20 protein-coding genes and 1 riboswitch are annotated in these 20693 nt (G+C 64.3%); of the genes, 19 read left to right on the forward strand and 1 reads right to left on the reverse strand.

The annotated features are described in order from the left end of the window. Positions 1 to 129: 129 nt before the first annotated feature. From GO707_RS08475 to GO707_RS08530, 12 genes are all read left to right on the forward strand, one after another. Positions 130 to 1140, forward strand: coding sequence for an ABC transporter substrate-binding protein (locus GO707_RS08475; RefSeq protein ID WP_232325742.1), 1011 nt, complete (start codon positions 130 to 132; stop codon positions 1138 to 1140). A gap of 21 nt (positions 1141 to 1161) precedes the next feature. After that, positions 1162 to 2160 carry a FecCD family ABC transporter permease gene (locus tag GO707_RS08480; RefSeq protein WP_114539795.1) on the forward strand — a complete coding sequence of 333 codons (999 nt, stop codon included), beginning with the start codon at positions 1162 to 1164 and terminating at the stop codon, positions 2158 to 2160. Beyond that, complete coding sequence (locus GO707_RS08485; RefSeq protein WP_232325744.1) at positions 2153 to 3049, forward strand: ABC transporter ATP-binding protein; 897 nt, start codon at positions 2153 to 2155, stop codon at positions 3047 to 3049. Before GO707_RS08480 ends, GO707_RS08485 begins: the two co-directional genes overlap by 8 nt. Before the next feature lie 180 nt (positions 3050 to 3229). Next, positions 3230 to 3382: riboswitch (FMN riboswitch) on the forward strand. A 155-nt stretch (positions 3383 to 3537) separates the two neighbouring features. Further along, a complete protein-coding gene (locus tag GO707_RS08490; protein ID WP_407925152.1) occupies positions 3538 to 4179 on the forward strand; it encodes an ECF transporter S component in 642 nt (213 codons plus the stop codon). Next, positions 4179 to 5015 carry an energy-coupling factor transporter ATPase gene (locus GO707_RS08495; RefSeq protein WP_114540247.1) on the forward strand — a complete coding sequence of 279 codons (837 nt, stop codon included), beginning with the start codon at positions 4179 to 4181 and terminating at the stop codon, positions 5013 to 5015. The genes GO707_RS08490 and GO707_RS08495 overlap by 1 nt, the downstream gene beginning before the upstream one ends. Then, complete coding sequence (locus GO707_RS08500) at positions 4991 to 5989, forward strand: energy-coupling factor transporter ATPase (RefSeq protein WP_114540246.1); 999 nt, start codon at positions 4991 to 4993, stop codon at positions 5987 to 5989. The genes GO707_RS08495 and GO707_RS08500 overlap by 25 nt, the downstream gene beginning before the upstream one ends. Continuing rightward, entirely contained in the window at positions 5982 to 6791 is an 810-nt protein-coding gene (locus GO707_RS08505; protein WP_114540245.1) for an energy-coupling factor transporter transmembrane component T family protein, read from the forward strand. The genes GO707_RS08500 and GO707_RS08505 overlap by 8 nt, the downstream gene beginning before the upstream one ends. Before the next feature lie 171 nt (positions 6792 to 6962). Then, complete coding sequence (locus GO707_RS08510) at positions 6963 to 7388, forward strand: pyridoxamine 5'-phosphate oxidase family protein (protein ID WP_114540244.1); 426 nt, start codon at positions 6963 to 6965, stop codon at positions 7386 to 7388. 237 nt (positions 7389 to 7625) lie between these two features. Further along, entirely contained in the window at positions 7626 to 8786 is a 1161-nt protein-coding gene (locus GO707_RS08515) for an acyl-CoA dehydrogenase family protein (protein WP_157012797.1), read from the forward strand. A 10-nt stretch (positions 8787 to 8796) separates the two neighbouring features. Then, complete coding sequence (locus GO707_RS08520) at positions 8797 to 9567, forward strand: enoyl-CoA hydratase/isomerase family protein (protein WP_114540242.1); 771 nt, start codon at positions 8797 to 8799, stop codon at positions 9565 to 9567. 46 nt (positions 9568 to 9613) lie between these two features. Then, positions 9614 to 11158 (forward strand): class I adenylate-forming enzyme family protein, encoded by a 1545-nt coding sequence (locus GO707_RS08525; RefSeq protein ID WP_147272712.1) that lies wholly within the window; start codon positions 9614 to 9616, stop codon positions 11156 to 11158. Between the two features lie 34 nt (positions 11159 to 11192). Further along, a complete protein-coding gene (locus tag GO707_RS08530; RefSeq protein ID WP_114540240.1) occupies positions 11193 to 12449 on the forward strand; it encodes a CoA transferase in 1257 nt (418 codons plus the stop codon). A gap of 87 nt (positions 12450 to 12536) precedes the next feature. On the opposite strand, the gene GO707_RS08535 is transcribed toward GO707_RS08530, so the two are convergent. Then, entirely contained in the window at positions 12537 to 13274 is a 738-nt protein-coding gene (locus GO707_RS08535) for a TetR family transcriptional regulator (protein ID WP_173113544.1), read from the reverse strand. Between the two features lie 354 nt (positions 13275 to 13628). Here GO707_RS08535 and GO707_RS08540 point away from each other — a divergent pair, with 354 nt between their 5' ends. From GO707_RS08540 to GO707_RS08570, 7 genes are all read left to right on the forward strand, one after another. Further along, entirely contained in the window at positions 13629 to 14384 is a 756-nt protein-coding gene (locus GO707_RS08540; protein ID WP_114540238.1) for an adenine nucleotide alpha hydrolase family protein, read from the forward strand. Positions 14385 to 14399: 15 nt separating this feature from the next. Next, on the forward strand, positions 14400 to 15284 hold the full coding sequence (locus tag GO707_RS08545) for an electron transfer flavoprotein subunit alpha/FixB family protein (protein WP_114540237.1): 885 nt from the start codon (positions 14400 to 14402) through the stop codon (positions 15282 to 15284). 12 nt (positions 15285 to 15296) lie between these two features. After that, the gene (locus GO707_RS08550; RefSeq protein ID WP_114540236.1) at positions 15297 to 16592 is read left to right on the forward strand and encodes an FAD-dependent oxidoreductase; all 1296 of its coding nucleotides are present in this window, start codon (positions 15297 to 15299) and stop codon (positions 16590 to 16592) included. After that, positions 16589 to 16885: a ferredoxin family protein gene (locus GO707_RS08555; protein ID WP_114540235.1), complete on the forward strand. Its 297-nt coding sequence runs from the start codon at positions 16589 to 16591 to the stop codon at positions 16883 to 16885. Before GO707_RS08550 ends, GO707_RS08555 begins: the two co-directional genes overlap by 4 nt. Positions 16886 to 17264: 379 nt before the next feature. Continuing rightward, entirely contained in the window at positions 17265 to 18629 is a 1365-nt protein-coding gene (locus tag GO707_RS08560; RefSeq protein WP_173113539.1) for a molybdopterin-dependent oxidoreductase, read from the forward strand. Positions 18630 to 18638: 9 nt separating this feature from the next. Next, a complete protein-coding gene (locus tag GO707_RS08565; protein WP_147272711.1) occupies positions 18639 to 19121 on the forward strand; it encodes a hypothetical protein in 483 nt (160 codons plus the stop codon). Positions 19122 to 19211: 90 nt separating this feature from the next. Further along, complete coding sequence (locus GO707_RS08570) at positions 19212 to 20678, forward strand: helix-turn-helix transcriptional regulator (protein WP_114540232.1); 1467 nt, start codon at positions 19212 to 19214, stop codon at positions 20676 to 20678. The last annotated feature ends 15 nt before the right edge of the window (positions 20679 to 20693 follow it).

The raw sequence follows: 20693 nt of genomic DNA on the forward strand, positions 1-20693 counted from the left end.
CCCTTGTTTTGGGCTCGGCGCGGCACGAAGGCCGCTTGGCCCAAAGGCGGGGCCATATCAGGCACCTGTCGCAACCTCGCTGACTTCCTTGGGCGAACCTGTGAGTTTTTGTATAGAAAGGATTTTGTTTTGAAGAAGTTTGTACTGTGCGCTGCTGCGGCGGCGTTGGCGTTGGCGCTGGCCGGATGCGGCCAGCAGGAAAGCGAGGCTCCGGCGGCCGATGCGACCCAGCAGGAGCAGCAGAACCCCGAGGCTCCCGCGGCCGAGGCGGTGCCCGGTCCGGTCACCTTCACCGACGATGCGGGCAACGAGGTCACCGTGGACAACCCCCAGCGCGTGGTGGCCTGCATGGGCAGTTTCGCGAACGCCTGGGAACTGGCTGGGGGCACGCTCGTGGGCGTCTCCGATGATGCGCTCCAGGCGGCCGGTTGGACCATCCAAAGTCCTGATGTGGCCACGGTGGGGGACTTCACGGCAGTGAACCTCGAGGCTGTCATGGCGCTTGATCCCGACTTCGTCATCATGACGAGCGGCACCGGCGGCCGCGGCGGCGATTCCAGCCAGGCCGACCTGCGCGACGCGCTTGTGGGCGCGGGCATCCCCGTGGCCTACTTCGAGGTGACCACCTTCGACGACTACGAGCGCTTGATGCGCACCTTCACCGACATCACCGGGCGCGCGGACCTCTACGATCAGAACGTGGCGAAGGTGGCCGAGGCTATCGACGCCATCGTGGGCGCGGCGCCGGCCGAGAACCCGCCGACGGCGCTTTTGCTCACCACGTTCTCCGGCGGCACCCGTGTGCAGAACTCCGGTACGCAGACCGGGGCCATGTTGGCCGATCTCGGCGTGAACAACCTCGCCGACGAGAATCGCAGCCTTCTGAAAGATTTCAGCCTGGAAGCGGTCATCGAGATGGATCCCGACTTCATCTTCGTCATCCCCATGGGCAACGACACCGAGGCGGCCATGCGCAACCTCGAGGAGGCCACGGCGGCCAATCCGGCGTGGTCGAGCCTGTCCGCCGTGCAGAACGGCCGCTACATCACCCTGGACCCGACGCTGTACCTCGCAAAGCCCAACGCCCAGTGGGATGCGGCCTACCAGGGGCTCTTCGATAACCTTTACGGGCAGAACTAGCGGCGGAAGATGCCTTGCGCCATGGGTTCTGTCTCCCGCAACATCATCGTCGTGGCCGCGACCGCCATCTTTCTCGCGGCGGCCACGGCGGCGGCGCTCACGCTCGGCGCCTCCTCGGTGAGCCTGCCGGAGTTGGCGGCGTGGCTTGTCGGCGGCGATGTCTCCGATATGGCCCGCAACATCTTGGAGAACGTCCGCGTGCCGCGGGTGCTGGCGGCGCTTCTGGCCGGCGCGGCCCTGGCCACCTCCGGCGCGCTGATCCAGGCGTGCCTGGACAATCCGCTGGCGAGCCCCAACGTCATCGGCGTGAATTCCGGCGCTGGTCTCGCCGTGCTGCTGGCCGCCTCGCTCGTTCCCGGGGCGCTGTGGCTCACGCCGCTGGCGGCCTTTATCGGGGCGCTGGCGACGGCGCTCATCATCTTTGCGCTGTCGCTGGGCACGGGCTTAAGCCGCCTGACCGTGGTGCTCGCCGGCATCGCCATCACCACGGTGTTCGGCGCGGGCATGAACACCATCCTCATCGTGGATCCGGACGCCTACATCGGCTCGTCCACCTTCCTTGTGGGCGGCCTGTCCGGGGTGCTCATGCGCGATCTGGCGTGGCCCGCTGCCTACATCGCTGTGGGCCTGGTGGCGGCGCTGGCGGGGGCGGCGAAGCTGAACATCCTCTCGCTCGGCGACGAGGCCGCCCACAGCCTGGGCGTGAACGTGCGCGCCGTGCGTCTGGGGATGCTCGCCGTGGCCGCGGTGCTCGCCGGTGCGGCCGTGAGCTTCGCGGGGCTTATCGGGTTCGTGGGGCTTGTGGTGCCGCACCTGATGCGCTTCTTCGTCGGCCACGACAACCGCTGGGTGGTGCCGGCCTCGGCCTTGGCCGGGGCGGCCTTCGTTGTGGGCTGCGACCTTCTGGCCCGGGTGCTGTTCGCCCCCTACGAGCTGCCCGTGGGCATCCTTCTGGCCTTCATCGGCGGCCCCTTCTTCATCTACCTCATCCTGAAGAACAAAGGAGGCGGCCTTGACTGAGTGCGTTATCCGGGGCGAGAGAACGCCGTCGTGTGCGCGTCCCGCCGACGTTGGGGCGCGCTCGCCGGAGTGCGCCATCCGCTACGAGGGCGTCTCGTTCTCCTACAAGCCGGGTGCCCCCTTCATGGAAGGGCTTTCCGCCGCCATCCCCGCCGGCGCGGTGACGAGCATCGTCGGTCCCAACGGCTGCGGGAAATCGACGCTGGTGAAGTTGGCCGCCGGCCTTTTGCGCCCTGTGGCGGGGCGGGTGGAAGTGGCCGGCCACGACACGGGTGAGCTGGCCTCGCGCGAACGGGCGCATCTGATGGCCGTGCTGGCCCAGACCTCCCGCGTGCCTCCCATGACCGTGGAGGCTCTGGTGGCCTGCGGCCGCCATCCGCACCTGGGGTGGGGCGGCCGACTCGGGCCGACCGATCGCGCGGCCGTGGAAGCCGCCATGGAACGGGCCGGGGTCGCGGTCTTCCGCAATCATGACCTGCACCAGCTTTCTGGCGGCGAGCGTCAGCGTGCCCATGTGGCCCGCACACTCGCCCAGGACACCGACCTCATCGTGCTGGACGAGCCCACCACCTATCTGGATATCAGCGCCTGCCACGACCTCATGGCCCTCGTGCGCGACTTGAACCGCCGCGAGGGCAAGACCGTTGCTATGGTCATCCACGATTTGGATCTTGCCCTGCGCTACTCCGATTACCTCGTGGTGATGCGGAAGGGGAGGGTCGCCGCCCAGGGCCCGACCGACGAGGTGCTCGCCTCGGGCGCCGTCGGCGACGCCTTCCATATGGACATCTGCCCCCACGACCGCCCGCGTTTTGCAGAACGCGGCGAGGATTTCGAAGGGCGCGCCGAAACCGAGCGTGGCTACGTGCTGTACCCCCGTCGCCGCTGACGGGCGGCGCGAGGCCCCGAGGCCTCGAGGCCCGAGGCCCGGAAGCCCCGAGGCCCGAGGCCCGGAGATCCCGAGGCCCGGAGGTCCCGAGGCATCGGCGGCGTCTATCGACCGCCGCGCGCATCCAATGGCCCCGGGGGTTGCGCGCACGGCGGCCGTCGCCTACAATGTGCCCCGTGAATTATGTTTCAGGGCGAGGTGGAAATCCTCACTGGCGGTAAGCATGGCGGCGGACACGAGCCGCCCGCAAGCCCGCGACCCTGCGCGAGAGTGCAGGCTGACCCGGTGAAATTCCGGGGCCAACGGTCACAGTCCGGATGGGAGAGGCAGACGTTCGCGTTTCTGGCGCCCCGACCGACGGGGCCGATGCAAACGGAAGCGCGACATCATGGAAGCCTGTATGAAAGGAATTCATACGGGCTCGTTTTCTTTTTGCGAGGGGAAGCGGCTCCGGAAGATACGCCTCGCGAAGAGAAAGAAGGTCCATCATGGCCAACAAGCCCACGACCCATCCCGCTGTCGGCTCCTCCACCGTGCGCCCCGCCAAGGCACCCACGGCCCAGAAGACCATGGCGAACACGAACCGCTGGTCCACCCGCGTGCTCGTGACCATCGCGCTTCTGTGCGCCATCTCGGTGCTCCTGTCCTTCGTCGAGTTCCCGCTGCTGCCCGGCGTGGCGTGGCTGTCCTACGACGCCTCCATCATGCCCGCGGCGGTCTGCGGCTTCGCCTTTGGCCCGGCGGCGGGTCTCGCCTGCGGCATCATCTCGGTGGTGGCCCACGGCATCCTGTTCGCCGACTTCACGGGTGCGCTCATGAACCTGCTCGTGGTCATCGGCTTCATTCTGCCCTCGGCGCTCGTGTACAAGAAGATTCACACCCTGAAGGGCGCCATCATCGGTCTGGTGCTCGGCATCGTGTTCGCCGTCATCATGGCCGTGCTCGGCAACCTCGTGGTCACCCCGGCCTGGCTCGGCGTGCCGCTCGATGCCGTCGTGGCCATGATCGTGCCCATCCTCATCCCGTTCAACCTGCTGAAGGGCCTTTTGAACGCCATTCTGACGCTTATCGTCTACAAGGCCATCTCGAACCTCATCACCCCGAAGAAAGACCAGGTTAAGGGCCGCTAATGAGTGCAGACGTCTTCGTCGATTTCCGCGATGCCGCCTTCACCTACGATGGGGAGGCCTTCGTCTTCCGTCATCTGAACCTGACGGTGCCCCAGGGGCAGTTTCTGTGTCTGCTCGGTGGCAACGGCTCGGGGAAGTCCACCCTGGCCAAGCACATCAACGCGCTGCTTCTGCCCGACGAGGGCGAGGTGGACGTGTTCGGCTGCGACACCCGCGACGCAGAGCAGACCTACTTCATCCGCTCCAACGCCGGGCTCGTCTTCCAAAACCCCGACGACCAGCTGGTGGCGAGCCTCATCGAGAACGACGTCGCCTTCGGCCCGGAGAACCTCGGCATCCCCAACCCCGAGCTGCGCGAGCGCGTGACCCGGGCGCTCGCCGAAGTGGGCTTGCAGGGCTTCGAGGCCCACGAGACCAATGCGCTCTCGGGCGGCCAGAAGCAGCGCGTGGCCATCGCCGGGGTGCTCGCTATGGACCCGGCCATCCTCATCCTGGACGAGGCCACGGCCATGCTCGACCCGCGCGGGCGCGCCGGGCTCATGCGCGTCGTGCGCGAGCTGCATGAGCGCGGCATGACCGTCGTGATGATCACCCATTTCATGGAAGAGGCGGCCGCGGCCGACCGCGTGGTGGTGCTCGACGGCGGCGAGATCCGCATGGACGGCGCCCCGGAAGAGGTGCTCGTGCGCGCCGACGAGCTGCGCTCGCTTTCCCTGGAGGTGCCCTTCGCCTGCCGCCTTTCGCTCGAGCTGCAGGCCGCGGGCGTTCCCGTTTCCACCTGCATCACCGACGACACCCTGAAGGAGGAGCTATGCGCCTTGCGTTCGAAGATGTGAGCTACTCCTACGAGGGCGGCGAGGCGAAGAAGAGGCGCGGCCGCCGCAAGAAGGACGCCGCCCGCCAGGCCGATTGGGGCAACGCGCCCGATGCCGTGTGGGCCCTGCGCGATGTGACCTTCACGGTGGAGCCGGGGGAGTTCTTCGGCGTCGCGGGGCACACCGGCAGCGGAAAATCCACGCTCATCCAGCATATGAACGGACTCGTGCATCCCACGTGCGGCCGTGTTCTGGCCGATGGGCGCGACTTGGCGGAGAAGGGCGTCGCCACCGAGGTGCGCCGCCAGGTGGGACTCGTGTTCCAGTATCCCGAGAACCAGCTGTTCGCCAACACCGTCTACGACGACGTAGCCTTCGGGCCGCGCAACATGGGGCTTGGCGCCGAGGAGGTCGACCGCCGCGTGCGGGAGGGCCTGGCCTTGGTGGGGCTGTCTTTCGACGAGCTTTCCGAGCGCAGCCCCTTCGATCTGTCCGGCGGGCAGCAGCGCCGCGTGGCCTTCGCCGGCGTGCTCGCCATGGAGCCGGAGGTGCTCGTGCTCGACGAGCCGGTGGCCGGGCTGGATCCGCTCTCCCGCGAGGAGTTCCTGGGGCTCATCCGCGAGCTGCACGCCGGCGGCCGCACCATCGTCATGGTGTCCCATTCCATGGAGGATTTGGCGGCCCTAAGCGACCGCATCCTCGTGCTGTCCGAGGGACGCGTGTTCCGCCTGGGGACGCCGGCCGAGGTGTTCGCCGACGCGGCGGCGCTGAAGGCCGTGGGCCTGGGGGCTCCGGCGCCCGAGGCCTTCGCTGCCTCCCTGCGCGAGGCCGGCTTTACGCTGGGTCGCGACCTCTACGACGAGCGCACCCTGGCCGCCGACATCGCCGCCCAACTTGCGGGCACCCCGGTGGCCGCCGCGCCCGATGCGGCGGTCGGCTTCGCGGCGTTGCGGGCTGCCGACGCCGTCGCCGAGGGTGGTGGCGACGATGCCTGATCGCGCCATCATCGGCCAGTACTGGCCCGAGGACTCGCTGGTTCACGCTATGGATCCCCGGGTGAAGTTCATCCTGTCCTTCGTGCTCATGGCAGCGGTGTTCTGCGCGGCGACGCCCTTGTCGCTGGCGGTGGCGGCCCTGTTCATCGTGGGCTTCTACGCGGCGAGCCGCATCCCGCTGCTGCAGGCCATCCGGGCTATCGGCCCCTTGCTTGTGCTCGTAGTGCTGACGGCGCTCCTGAACGTGCTGTTCGTTCAGGGCGGCCACGTCTACTTCGAGTTCGGCATCATCTGCATCAGCGAGAAGGGCCTGCAGTCGGCCGTCTTCATCGGCTGTCGCCTGCTGCTTCTGCTCATGGGGATGAGCCTGCTCACCCTGACGACCGCGACCCTCGACATCACGGCGGCCTTCGAGCGTCTGATGGCACCGCTTTCGCGCATCGGCGTTCCCGCCCACGAGCTGGGCATGATTCTCGGCATCGCGCTGCGCTTTTTGCCGCAGTTCATGACCGAGCTCGGCATCATCTACTGCGCCCAGAAAAGTCGCGGCGCCCACTTCAACGCGAATCCCTTCCGTGGCGGCATCCAGTCGCTTACGGCTCTGCTCATCCCGCTGTTCACGAGCGCCTTCCGCCACGCCGAGACCCTGAGCGCCGCCATGGAGGCCCGCTGCTACCACGGTGGCGTCGGCACCACGCGTCTCGACCCGTTGCGCCTCACCTGGCGCGACGCCGTCGGCACCGGTGCCCTCGTCCTCATGATCGCCGCCGTCGTCGCCACCAACTATGTTCCCTTGTCATAAAGAGTTGAGCAGCGGGAGGTCGGAGGCGGTGGCGCCGCGCGCAGTTCATTCAATGGCATGGGTAGAACGATGCGGCCCTCATCGAGCCCTGCCATTGAATGCTGTTTGAGCACGGCACTTCCGCCTCCGACCTCCCGCGGACAAGCCAGAATTTCAAGAAAGGAACCCGAAATGACCGGAAACGAGCTTATCGTCGACTACCTCACGAGCGTCCCCGCCTGGTACCTCGCCACGGTGGAGGATACCCCGGAGGGCGCCCAGCCCCACGTGCGCCCCTTCAGCTTCGCCGCGCTGCAGGACGGCGAGATCCAGTTCTGCACCGCCACCACCAAGGACTGCTACCGCGAAATGCAGGCCATCCCCCGCGTGGAGCTGACCGCCTGGAAGCCCGGGCGCGGCTGGATCATCCTGCGGGGCCGCGCGAACCTGGAAGACCGCGCCAACGCGACCGTGCGCGAGGAGGGCTTCAAACACATGGTCGCCCTCGGCGAGGACTGGGACGATCCGGCTGACCCGCGCCTCACCTTCTTCACCATCGACGACGCCGAGGCCTGGCTCTGCGACATCGACGGCTCCTGGAACCCCATCGAGCTGTAAAGCATTTTAGGCCAGGGTTTCTGCCTTGGCGAATCGCGACTTCGCGTTCCGCCTGCGACTCGATAGGTGATCTTTTCAAGATCCAGGCAATCAAATGCGCTCACAATGACAAAGTGTCACCCTATGATACTGTTCTTTCCCACTTGAGAAATCTGTGAGTTCAGTAAGAGAGAACATCCGATCAGACTTTCGCGTAGCGGGCCATAGAGAGCCCGGTACGCGAAAGGAGATCGGCCTATGTATGAGTTTTCTCCGACCGATGAGCAAGAACTGCTCATGGAAGCAGCGGATCAGTTCATGGATTCCTGCGGATTCGACGAGGAGTACTTCAAGCGATGCTACGACGAGCATCGCGTTCCCGAGGAGTATTACGCTGCCCTGAAGGAGTCCCCGTTCGGAACGCTCGGCCTTCCCGAGCAGTTCGGCGGCGTGCCCGTCGACCAAGTGACAATGATGCTCGTGCAGGAGCGCTTCTTCCGCCGCAACTTCCCCTTCAACACCCCCGTGCTGCAGATTAAGGATGCGCAAGAGTTCGGCTCGGAGGAGCAGCTGCGCAAGGTGACCGAGGCATTGAAGACGAAAGCCATGGCATTCTCCCTCGGCATATCGGAGCCTGGCGCTGGCTCCGACAGCACGTGCATCGCCTCGACCGCAACGCGGCGCGACGGCAAGGTGTACCTGAACGGCACCAAGACGTTCATCACTAATGCCGCCTATTGCCCCTACATCCTGTTTGTGACACGCGATCTCGACAACCCGAACCCCTACGCAGGCATGACCATGTGGTTCGTTGACGCCAGCGCGCCGGGCATCACGATGAGCCCCATGCAGAAAATCGGCAACAAGTCGGCTCCGATCTGCGAGGTGTACTTCGACAACGTCGAAGTGGAGGAGTCGGATATCTTCGGCAAAGAGAACAACGGCTTCATGCAGCTCGTGAAGAACTTCGAGCTTGAGCGCATCTCCATTGCCAATCAGTCCCTCGGGCAAGCCGAGTACTGCTACCTCACGGCGCTCGAGTACGCCGTCACTCGCGAGCAGTTTGGTAAGCCCATCTCCTCGTTCCAGCTCATCCAGGACAAGCTCGCTGAGATGCGCGTGAAGATCGACAACATGCGCTTCCAGGTGCTGCAGGCTGCCTGGATGAAGGACAACGGGAAATCGACGCAGGTGGAATCGGGTCTCGCCAAGTTGTACAACGCGCGGGAGGCCTTCGAGGTGTGCGATATGGCCATACAGATCCTCGGCGGTCTGGGCTACACCGAGGAAAGCCCCGTCGGGCGCGTGTGGCTCGATGCGCGCATGAACCGCATCGGCGGGGGCACCGACGAGATCATCATCAAGTCGGTGGGCAAGGAGCTGGCGAAAGCCGAAGCGAAGCGCTTGAATCGACGCTAGGGGGCAACTGATGAACGAGCTTGTTTACATCGAGAAGCACGACACGGGCGTTGCGGAGATCGTGCTGAACAACCCGGCCCGCAAGAACGCCATGGGAGCGCCCATGATGAGGGAGCTGTGCGCGGCCGTGCTCGAAGTGCAGGACGACGACGAGGTGCGCGCGATCGTGCTGCGCGGCGAGGGCGGCTGCTTCTGCTCGGGGGGCGATCTGTCCGGCGTGGCCTCCGGTGGCCGCAAAAGCGTGGAGGAGAGCCGCGACAGCATCTCCGTGTTCGGACGCGCCGTCTCTTATATCCAGAATTGCGAGAAGCCCTTCATCGCGGCGGTCGAGGGGTACGCCATGGGCGGTGGCTTCAGCCTCGCTCTGGCGTGCGATATGGTCTATGCCGCCGATGAGGCGATCTTCTCCTCCAACTTCCTCCACGTAGCCCTTGCCCCCGAGATGGGCGCCATGGTGTTTCTCTCCCAGGCCTGCGGCGTCTACAAGGCGAAGGAGCTGTGGTACAGCGGGCGTCGCGTCACGGGATTGGAAGGATTCGATCTGGGGTTCGTGAGCGTTCACGCGCCGGCGGCCGAGCTGATGGAAAAGGCCATGGAGAGCGCCGAGAAGATAGCGACGCTCCCGCGCACGCCTCTTCGCATCATGAAGCGCATCGTGAACACGCATGTCCTCAGCGAGGTTCCCGCCGTGCTCGCGGCCGACGCCCAAGATTCCCCGCTGTGCTTTTTGTCCGAGGAAGGTCTGGCCTATCTGGCCGAGAACTTCATGAAGAAGAAGTAGACGCTGTAGAAGGACAATCGTGGATTTGCGGGTAAGGAGGGCCGTCGTGCGACACACGTTCTATAGGATGTTCTGCGAATCGTGCACGGTGTTCGCCGATGGAACGGCGTTGGTCGACGGCGAGGAGCGCATCACCTACGCGCAGCTTTTCGAGGGCGTCGAATCGGAGGCGGCCCGTCTCAGACACATCGGGGTGCGCCGTGGCGATCATGTCGCGCTGCTCTTCCCCAACAGCGCCCGTTTCGTCGTGGAGCTCTTCGCCCTCATGCGCCTTCGCGCGGTCCCCGTCCCGCTGAATTGGCGCTTGACGGCTGGAGAAGTGGCCGAGCAGCTGGTAGCCGCCTGCTGCTCGGCGCTGATCGCCTCCGACGATTACGCAGCCCTGGCCCGCGATGCCCTCGGCGAGCTGTCGTGGCCGGTGGTCCTCCTTCCTGAGGGCGGTGTGCTCGGGGACGACGCTGCGGTCTTGCGACTCGGCGATGCTCCGCGCATTGACGAGTCGCCGGAAAATGAGTGCGCTCTCGTACTGTTCACGGGCGGTTCGACGGGCACCGCCAAAGCGGTGGCCTACAGCGATCAAGCTCTCGTGGCGAAGATACTCGCTTTCAAGAACGGTGATCACGCCTACCGAAGCGACGACGCGCTGCTGCTCTTCAGCCCTTTGTTTCACCAGGGTGGCTTCTCGTTTCTCGCCTTTGCCCTTCTCTGTGGAGCCAAGGTGGTTCTACAGAAATCTCTCCGCGGTTCCTACGTGGTGGAGATGCTTCGCCGCGAGCGCATTACGCAAATGCTCTTGCTGCCGCCTTCCCTGGTGGCGCGGATCCGCGATGCCGCATTTGGCTGCGACGTGGCGTTCCCTGATGTTCGATGCATAACGCTGACGGGCGGGAAGAACCGGCTGGAAACCATGGGGGAGGTGTTCTCGTTGTTTCCCCGCGCTTTCGCCCGCGTCGGGTACGGGCAGACCGAGAACGCCGTCTGCCTCTCCCGCTACCTGAGCAAGGAGCAGTTCGAGGGCGATCCCGATGCCGCCCTTTCCATCGGCTACCCCGATCCTTTCTGCACGGTTTGCCTCATAGACGAAAAGGGGCTGGCGGTACCCGAAGGGGAGGTGGGGGAGCTGTGGGGATGGTCGCCCGCCATGTTCGACGGCTATCTCAACGCGCTCGATCCGTGCGTGAACGGATGGTATCCGACCGGGGATTTGGCGGTAAAGACGGCTGACGGCTCCTATCGCTTTGTCGGCCGTAGAAACGATATGGTGAAGACGGGCGGCGAGAACGTGTACGCCCTCGAGGTGGAAGGCGTGCTCGAGGGACACCCCGGCGTGCGAGAGGCGGCAGTGTTCGGGATCGATGATGAAGATCTGGGGGAGGCAGTGGCCGCGGCTGTCGTTCCCGCCGAGGGCGCGTCCGTCGATCCGGTCGAACTCGTGGAGTACTTTAAAACAAGGGCGGCGAGCTACAAGAAGCCCCGAGCGATCATGGTCATGACCGAGCTTCCGCGCACAAGCGTAGGGAAGGTTGACAAGCCCGCCTTGGCGGCGCTCTGCGTCCAGAACACGCGCGGGGTCGTTGAAGGCGCTGCTTGAAAAAATGTAAGAACAACCGTAAGGAGAAAGAGTTATGAGAAGAACTGATATTCCCCAATTCGGCCCGCTCCAGGGCGTGAAGGTGGTGCATTCGTCCATTTCGATCGCTGGTCCCTTTTGCGCGCAGCTCATGGCCGACATGGGCGCCGACGTCATCTGGATCGAGAACCCGAAAGCGCCCGACATCGCGCGAGGCGGCGGCTTCCATCAGGGCTGGTCGGTCGAGCTCAACCGCCGCAATATGCGCTCTATGGCGCTCGATATCCCCTCGGAAAAGGGCCGCGAAGTTTTTCTGAAGATGCTCGCCGCCACGGATATCTTTATCGAGGCCTCGAAAGGCGGCCAATACGATCGCTGGGGCCTGTCCGACGAGGAGCTGTGGCGAGCGAATCCGGCTCTCGTCATCGTGCACATCTCCGGCTTTGGCCAGGCGGGCGAAGACTCCTACGTGTCCCGGGCGTCCTACGATCCTATCGCCCAGGCGTTCGGAGGGTTGATGTACGTCAATTCCCTTCCTGGTATGGCGCCATTCCCTTCCTCCCAAGATGTGGGCGACGTCTACTCGGGCTATTTGGGAGCGGTTGGCGCGCTGGCCGCCCTGTACCGCGTGCGCGAAACAGGGCGGGGGGAAAGCGTCGATATCGCCCAGTACGAGGCCGTTCTCCGCAGTCAGGGCCAGAACATGATGGCAGAGCTCAATACGGGCAACCCCATTTCCCATACGCCGTTCCCCAACGCCGAGTTGGTGGCGGGCTACGGGGCCTACGAGTGCTCCGATGGCAAGCACTGCGTGGTGATGACGCTCGGTCCGGCCGTGTTCAAGAGCGTCATGGAGGTGCTCGGGCTGCCTTACGGGACCGACGAGATTCCCGCCGGCTCGGCGCGTTTGTATCACAATACGCCAGGCGGGAAGATGATTGACGAGGCCATGGCCAAATTCTGCGCCGAGCGTCCGGCTTCGGAAGTGGAGCGCATCTTCAGCGGGGCGAAGGTACCGGCGAGCTTGGTGTACTCCTACACCGATATGAAGGACAATCCCCACTTCCAGGCACGCGAGACGTTCACCACCTATCCGAGCGCGCGCTACGAGACTGACGTCATTGCGCCCAACGTGCAGCCGGTTCTCAAGAATGAGCCGGGTCTAGTTTGGCGCTCCGGGGTGGATTCGGGATTCGACAACGAGGATATTCTGCGCGATTTCGGTTTCGACGAGAGCCAGATCGAAGCTCTGCGAGCCGACGGCGTCATCGGCTATCGCGAGGACAGCTGCCCGCAGCTCACCCATCGCTAGAATCGGCTCTGCGCAAGACGAGACGTTAAGGTATTCGGAGGACCCGCTTGCGGGTCCTCCGTTGTTGTTCGATGGGCTCAGTGACGGCTATCTGAGACGTCGGAACTGGCGCTCGATGCTGACCCGCTCCGGGGCGATGGAGCCCGATTCGTGGTTCTCGAGGGCCTTGAGCAGAAGCTCCTTGGTCGAGAAGGTGTGCACCATTTTCTGCTCAAGGTCGAGAGCGGTCAGCGACTCGGGGGGCCGCAGAGGCTCTTTCGCCGTCTTTGGCTTGTTGAGCCAACGGCCGATGATCTGGTTGTTGACGACTTCCTCCTGATAGAGGTAGTGTTCCAGCTCCTCGGCATCGGGCTCGCGATCGCTGAGGAGCCAATAGCTGGCCATCATGCGGCCGCGATCCACCGCGAACGCGAGGGACAGGTGCGCCAGTTCCTCATCGGCCATACTCTCCTCGTAAAAACGCCCCAACCGGCCGTCGATGAGGTAATAGAGCACATCGCTGAAGAGCTGCCCGAACGATCCGGGGGTCATATCCAGCAGGGCGTGCCCGTACAAAATACGGTTCTTCTCGATGAAGAAGCTTATGAGGCTGACGTAGCTGCTCGGGCCATCACTGGTATCGGAGTGCGCCCACTCGATGAGATCCTGGATGCAGATCCAGCGGACGAGCCGTTCTTTGTCCTCGAAGTGGTAGTAGAACGTCTTTCGCGAGATATGGGCCCGTTCGCATAGCTGGCTCACATTGATTTTGCCGTAAGGAGTCGTCTCCATGCACTCGAGGAAAGTGCGGGCAATGCGCTCCTTGGTGTCATCGGATTTGCTCATAACGCCCCTTTCGCGACCTTGGGCACAGTGTGACGAAAGAAAGAGCTGCTGAATACTCCCAATTTGCGATTCTGGGAGAAAACCGGAATATGCCATCTATCTGAGTCGGTATAGCAATTATGTGGCTCTGTGAGTTGTTACGCAAGCTTTTTCGGACTCGTTGCTGACAAGCTCCTGTCTCTATTGGGACACTTTTGCCAAGTGTCCCTTCAAGGTGTGTTTTCAGCTTAATAGAATGGCACTCGAGGATAGAGTCGGTTCCTGCCCAAAGTCACGGATGGCGCAAGCGGAAGCGCTCGGTGAGCGTGCGGGCAGTGCGGGGACCGATGCACTCCGCGAGAAAGGAAATGCTCTATGCAAGTAGTCGCCGCAATCAAAATCGTCCCCGACGACCAGGACATCCAGGTGGCCGCCGACCGGTCGCTGGACTTCTCGAAAGCCCGGCCGGTCGTCTCCGAGTACGACCTGAACGCCCTGGAGGCCGCGGTCCAGCTGGCCGCCGCCACGGGAGGCTCCGCCATCGCCGTGACGGCGGGGGCCGCCTCCATCGACGATTCCAAGACCAAGAAGAACGTCCTCGCCCGCGGCATGGAGGCCCTGTACCTGACGGCCGACGACGCCTGCGCCGACATGGACGCCTACGCCACCGCCCAGGTGCTCGCCCCCATGGTGGAGGACCTGGACGGGTGGGACGTCGTCCTTGTGGGCGACGGCTCGGCCGACCTGTACGCCAAGCAGACCGGCGCCCAGCTGGCCGCGCGCCTGAACGTCCCCTACGTCGCCGGCGCCATCGCGCTGGAGGAGGACGGCGGCTCACTCAAGGTGCGCCGCAAGACCGAGGACGAGGTGGAGGTGCTCTCCGTGCCGCTGCCCGCCGTGGTGTCGGTGCTGCCCGAGGCGGCCGCGCCTCGCATCCCCGGCATGAAGGACATCCTGGCCGCGGGCAAGAAGCCCATGGAGGCCGTTGCCCTGGCCGAGGCCCCCGCGGCCGCCCTTGAGGTCGTGTCCTGCAAGGCCCCGGTTCAGGCCGAGCGTGCCATGGAAGTGTACGACGCCACCGACGACGGCGCCGTGGAGAAGTTCGCCGCCGCCCTCAAAGCGGCGCTGTAGGGAAGGAACGCCAGTATGAAAGCTCTGATCATTGCCGAGAACCAGGACGCCGCCGCAGAGATGGGCGCCGCAGCCCGTGGATTCGCCGACGAGGTGGTGGCCTTAGGGATCGGCACCGACCTTGCGGGCGTTGCCGACAAGAGCCTGAAGGTCTCCGTGCCGGACGACCGCATCGTGGAGGACGCCTGGGCGACCGTCTGCGCCATCGCGGACGCCGAGCAGCCCGCCCGCGTGCTCGTCGAGCCCACAACGCGCTTGTCTGGCGTGGCTGGGCGACTGGCGGCCCATATGGGAGCCGCCGTCATCACCGACGTCCTCGCGCTCGGCCCCGACGGCGCCACGTCGCTCTACTTCGGCGGCGCGGGCGAGCGCACGGTGGCGCCGGTCGGTGACGTAGCCCTGTGCACAGTGAGCCGCGGCGTCTTCGACGGCGCGGGCACCTCTGGCACCGATGCGGTGGAGGAGGTGGCCTTCGTCGATCCTGCGAACCCCGTGGTGCGCGTGGCCGCCGAGCCTCTGGAGAAGTCCGACGTGAACCTTGCCGCCGCCGATGTCGTGGTGGGCGCGGGCCGCGGCTTCGCCGAGGAGGATCAGCTGGGCCTTGCCCGCGATCTCGCCGCCAAGATCGGCGCCGAGATGGCCTGCACCCGCCCGCTCGCCGAGGGCTCGGGCTGGATGCCCACGGAGTCCTACATCGGCGTGTCCGGCCAGATGCTCTCGCCCAAGGTGTACGTGGGCATCGGCACCTCCGGCCAGATGCAGCACATGGTAGGCGTCAACCGTGCCGGTGCGATCTTCGCCGTAAACAAGGACAAGAACGCCCCCATTTTCAAGCAGTGCGACTACGGCCTGGTGGGCGACTTGAACACCGTGCTGCCCGCCCTTTCGGCGGCGCTGTAGGCGGTGGTCCCCATGGCAGATTTCGACGCCATCGTCGTGGGCGCGGGCTGCGCCGGGTCGGTGGCCGCCTATGAGCTGGCGAGCGCCGGCAAGAGCGTGCTCGTGGTGGAGCGCGGCAACTTCGCCGGGGCCAAGAACATGACCGGCGGCCGCATCTACTCCCATGCGCTCAAGCTGGTGTTCCCCAACTTCGAGGAGGAGGCACCGCTGGAGCGCCGTATCACCCACGAGCGCATCTCGCTTATGAGCGACGATGCCAACTTCACCATCGACTTCTCGTCTAAGGCCATGAAGCAGGAGGGACGCGACTCCTACTCCGTGCTGCGCGGCCCCTTCGACCAGTGGCTTGCCGGCAAGGCCGAGGAGGCCGGCGCCGAGTTCATCTACGGCATTGCCGTGGAGAGCCTCGTGAAGGACGACGCCGGCAAGATCTGCGGCGTGCGCGCCGGCGAGGACGAGATCACTGCCGAGGTCGTGCTTTTGTGCGACGGCGTGAACTCGCTGCTCACCGCTGAGGCCGTGGGAGCCAAGCGCCCGCCGGCGAGTGCCATCGCCGTGGGCATCAAGGAGGTCATCGAGCTTCCCGCCTCGGTCATCACCGACCGGGTGCTGGCGGCTTCCGACGACGAGGGCGCGGCGTGGCTCATCGCCGGCGACTCCACCAAGGGCACCTTCGGCGGCGGCTTCATGTACACCAACAGGGAGTCCATCTCTCTCGGCGTGGTGGCCGGCATCGAGGCCACGGCGACGCATGGCCGCGCGCCGGTCTACCAGATGCTGGAGGATCTGAAGAGCCACGACGCCGTCGCGCCCCTCATCCAGGGCGGCAAGGTGGTGGAGCACTCCGGGCACATGGTGCCCGAGGGCGGCATCAACATCATGCCGCCGCTTGTGGGCGACGGCGTCCTGCTCGCCGGCGAGTCGGCCATGATGTGCATCAATTTGGGCTACCAGGTGCGCGGCATGGACTACGCCGTGGCGGCCGGCATGCACGCCGGACGCGAGGCAGCCCGCGCCATCGACGCCGGCGATACGAGCGCCGAGGGCCTCAGCAGCTACGTGGCCGCCCTGGAGGCGAGCTTCGTGCTGCGCGACCTGCGCCAGTATCGGAAGGTGCCCGCCTTCATGGAGGGCTTCACCCGCATGTTCGACGGCTACCCGCAGACGGTGCGCGACCTCATGAACGGCATGTTCGTCGTGGACGGCGAGCCGATGCCTCCAATGAAGAAGCAGGTGACAGGCGCGCTGAAGAGCGTGGGTGTGATGAACCTCGTCAAGGACGCGAGAGGAGTGATGAAGGCCCTATGAGCAGGTTGGATTACACCGTCAACGTCGACGAGTACCTCGCCTTGAACAAGTACGAGGTCGACGAGGAGAGCGCGCACATCGAGCTTGCGGAGGACCAGGACCCCGCGGAGTTCGACAAGCTCATCATGGTATGCCCGGCGGCGTTGTACAAGCGCGACGAGGACGGCAACGTCTCCTTCGACTACGCCGGCTGCCTGGAGTGCGGCACCTGCCGCATCATCTGCGGCGACACCATCATCAAGAAGTGGGAGAACCCGGGCCCGACCATGGGCGTGGAGTACCGGTTCGGCTAAGGGCCGACGGCGATGCTGCCGAGGGGGCTATGGATCGCAAAATACGCGATCAGACCAATATCCCCCTCTTTCGGTATGGACTTTGGCCTGGGGGTTGAGCCATCATGAATGACGTGCCCGGGTCGGGTAAGGAGGAGGAAATCGCCGTTGCGGCGACGGGCGCGTTCCCTATCGAGAGAAGAATGAATTGAGAGGATAAGGAGGGTTGGCTATGCCATTGAACACTCTGGTAACAACGAGAAGGCCATCGCCGAGGCGTGCTGCGCTCGCGGTAGCCGCTGTCAGCCTCGTGCTTGCGCTTGCGGTTGGATGCGCACCCCAGACGCCTGTTGCGAGCGATGGGTCGTCAGAGACTGGAACGGACGATAGCGCAACGACTTTGGCGGTCACGTCCCCCGAGGAGGTAGATGCCGGGTTGCTGCCCGCAAATACCTATAACGAGGCCTTCGTGAACGCCGGCAGCCGCGGATGCGGTTCCTGTCATGGCGATTTGGGTCTGCTGATGGAGAACTCGGGGCTTAACCACATCAAGATCGAGGGGGAGTACGGCAAGCAGGTCACCATCGCCGATTGCCTGCCCTGTCACCGCCAGCATTGGGTCGGAGCAGGCCCCTATTATGGAGATATGCTTCACGAACGACATTACAGCAGCGATTCCTTCGATGGCAACTGCTGGAGTTGCCATGCGCAGGATTCCTCGGGTGAAGTGGGGGAGTACCAATGGGAGCTGTGGGACGAGTACAAGTACACGGCATCTCTCGGCGGCTTTCCCGAAGATTACTTTGATGATCGCGTGAAGGGATGGCTTCAGCAGCGTGGAAGCAGCGCCACGGGATCTATGGCCAACATGTCGCTCGATGCCGAGCCGCAGCTCGATGTGAGCCTGTCCCAGGATGTGCTGGACGAAGAGGACGTCTTTGTCCTGAACAACTACGGCACCCTGGAAGTCGATGTCACCCAATGGGGGCTGAACGTGACCGGCGTGAATGAGGAGAAGACGCTCACGCTGCAGGATCTGCAGGCCCTGCCGCAGACGGAGATGACGGTGACCCAGGTCTGCTACACCTCCGCGATCAATTCGCCCTTTGCGGCGAACATTCCAATGAAGGGCGTGCTCCTCTCCGACGTCATTGAGGCGTGCGGTGGCCTGGCCGGAGGCACGAACACCTTCGCTCTCGCCGGCGCCGACGGCTGGGCAACGGCCTATATCATCGATTTCATGGTGCAGAATAACGCGATGATCGCCCTGGAGTACTTCGGCCATCCGCTGACGGCCGATCAAGGCTACCCGGCAACGCTCGTCATTCCCGGGATGCCCGGTGCGCCCTGGGTCAAGCACATTGTCGCGCTCAGCGGGCTGGAGCAGCCGGCCGAAGCTCTCGTCAACTCCTATGCCCTTCGCTCTGATGGCGTTACGAGCCACAAGGCGAACTCCGCTTGGTTCCAGAGCGACGGCGTGACGGCGAAGGCCGGCGAGCCGCTCGAGCTTGCGGGCTACGGCTTCGCATGGAGCGGCACCGATCTTATCGCGCCGCTTGCGACGATCAGCTTCAGCTTCGATTACGGTGCGACGTGGCACGATGTGCCGATTCCCGAGGGAGCCGATCCCTACCAGTGGTCCACCTTCACGGCAACGTGGACGCCGCAAGCTCCGGGCACCTACATGGCCTGGGTGAAAGCCACCAATGCCGACGGTTTCGAGCAAGAGCAGCCATCGGGCCTGTTCGTTGTCGTAGAGGAATAGGGGGAACTTATGAATAAGGCGGCAAAGACTATTGGTGCGACGGTGGGGTCAGCGACGTTGCTGGGTGCCGCAATGATGGCCGCAGCGCCGATGCCGTTCGTTTCGAATGAGGACTACGGATTGGAGGAGGCCTCCCTTGAGACGACCTCGGCAGTGACTGAGTCCATTAAGGAAGTGCGAGGCGCTTTTGCCTTCGATCAGACCACGACCGTTGCCACCGCTTCCATCGTGGAGGTGTTCAACAAGGCAGCCGCGACGCTTTGCTCGGCCATGCCCCAATACGCCATGGACGCGCAAGGACGGCCGGTGTGCGTGAAATCTCCCAACACCTCGTTCACTGCGACGGTCGACGAGCTGTCCGATGAGGAAGGCGCACAAAGCTACATCATCGGCTGCGCGTGCGCGACCAATGCACCCGGAGGCGGCGCGATCGTCAATGCGGATGTGCAGGGTGTCCCTTTCGCGTCTATTGTGGCGCGCGCGGGCATCTAGTAGGATCCGGAAACGCTGTGGCGGAAGGCGACCGAAGGGTCGCTTTTCGCCGTTTGCCGGGGATGCGTCGTCGGTTGCTAGGGGAGGGATATGGAAAAAGAGCAGACTACCTTGTCGATGGTCAGGCTCTGTCTGGGGTTCGGATTGCTGCTGGCCATCTCGCCGCTATCGTCTGCGGTGGAGACGGTCGTCTCTTCCATGGTGCTCTCGGCCAGGGTTGTCGGATGGGCCGATCAGACCGTTTTCGCTGCATGCTTCATCGGAACTATCGCGGCGATCGCGCGTTGCTCGTCAAAGGGGTTTAATGTGTCTCACCGCGCGGCGCTTCTCTGTGCGGCCATGGTGGCTATCGAGACGGGTATGGGGCTGACGGCTTTGGCTGAGGCGGGGGCTGCTCACGACCTTGCCAGCGTCCTTCTCACGGTAAGCTCGGCCCTTCGCGGTGTCGGAGTGGCGGTCTTCCAGGTGCTCTACGTCTGCGAGCTTGCGCAGGCTTCTTCCCGCGAGAGGCATTTCGACGCCCTGTTGCCTTTGGCGCTCGTCGTGTCGGCTGTGGCGACGTTGGGCATGTGGGCGCTGTCGTTTCTCTTCGGGCCATGGCCGACGATTATCGCCATGACGGTTCTCCCCATCGCGTCGCTTGCCCTCTTTCCCCGTCGCCCTGATCCTGGAGACGTTGAAGAGCGGGCGCCGCGGAAATCGCCCGCGAAGATCGATATGCCGCTTTCCACGTGCGTCATCCTCGGATCTTTCGGTGTGGCTCAAGGCTGCACCTGGGCGGTGCTCTACTCAATGCCCGGGGAGAGCTTGCCGCTCTGCTCCTGTTTGGGGTTTCTCGTTCTTGATGTCTTCCTGCTCGTGGCGGCACGAAAGCGTCCCGTTGGATCCGAGTCGTCCCTGGGGGCCGCCTTGCGCGGGGTGACGCTGGTTACGTCCTTCGCGTTCCTCGTCCTTCCCCTTCTTTTGCCGGTATCTCCTCGTGCCGCAGTTTTTCTCATGTCCGTTGCGTGGGCCGCCCAAATCCTCATACTAATTATCGTGCCCATGCAGATGCTTGATCAGCTCCCCGTGAGCGTTCTCAGCGTCATCGCATCGGGAAGCTTTCCGGTGGGGGTCGGAGTCGTCCTCTCCTCCGTTGTTGCCGGGATCGTTGTTGGCTCATCGAACGGCAGCAGCTTGGGGCTTTCGGTGATTACGGCTTTGGCGTGTTTCTGCCTCGTGTGCTCGGCTCTGCTCATGCCCGCCGGTTCCTTCGATGCTCGCGCCTTGGGCATTCGGGAACATCTGAAGACCGACGATCCCATCGAGCATTTGCGTCTCCGCTGCGATGAGGTTGCGCGCAAGGAAGGGTTGACGGATCGCGAGAGGGAAGTGATGTTCCTGCTTGTCCAAGGCCTGAGCCGCCCCCGGGTCGCCGAGGCCCTGACCGTGTCGGAGCAGACCGTCAAGACCCACGCCAAGCACATTTATGAAAAGCTCGAGGTTCACAGCTTGCGCGAGATGGTGCTCCTTGTCGAGACAGGTCGCCGCTACGGCGATTCTCCCCAGGATGAGTGATCCGTTCCGAGTGTT

The sequence above is a fragment of the Adlercreutzia rubneri genome, assembly GCF_009755265.1.
Classification (GTDB): domain Bacteria; phylum Actinomycetota; class Coriobacteriia; order Coriobacteriales; family Eggerthellaceae; genus Adlercreutzia; species Adlercreutzia rubneri.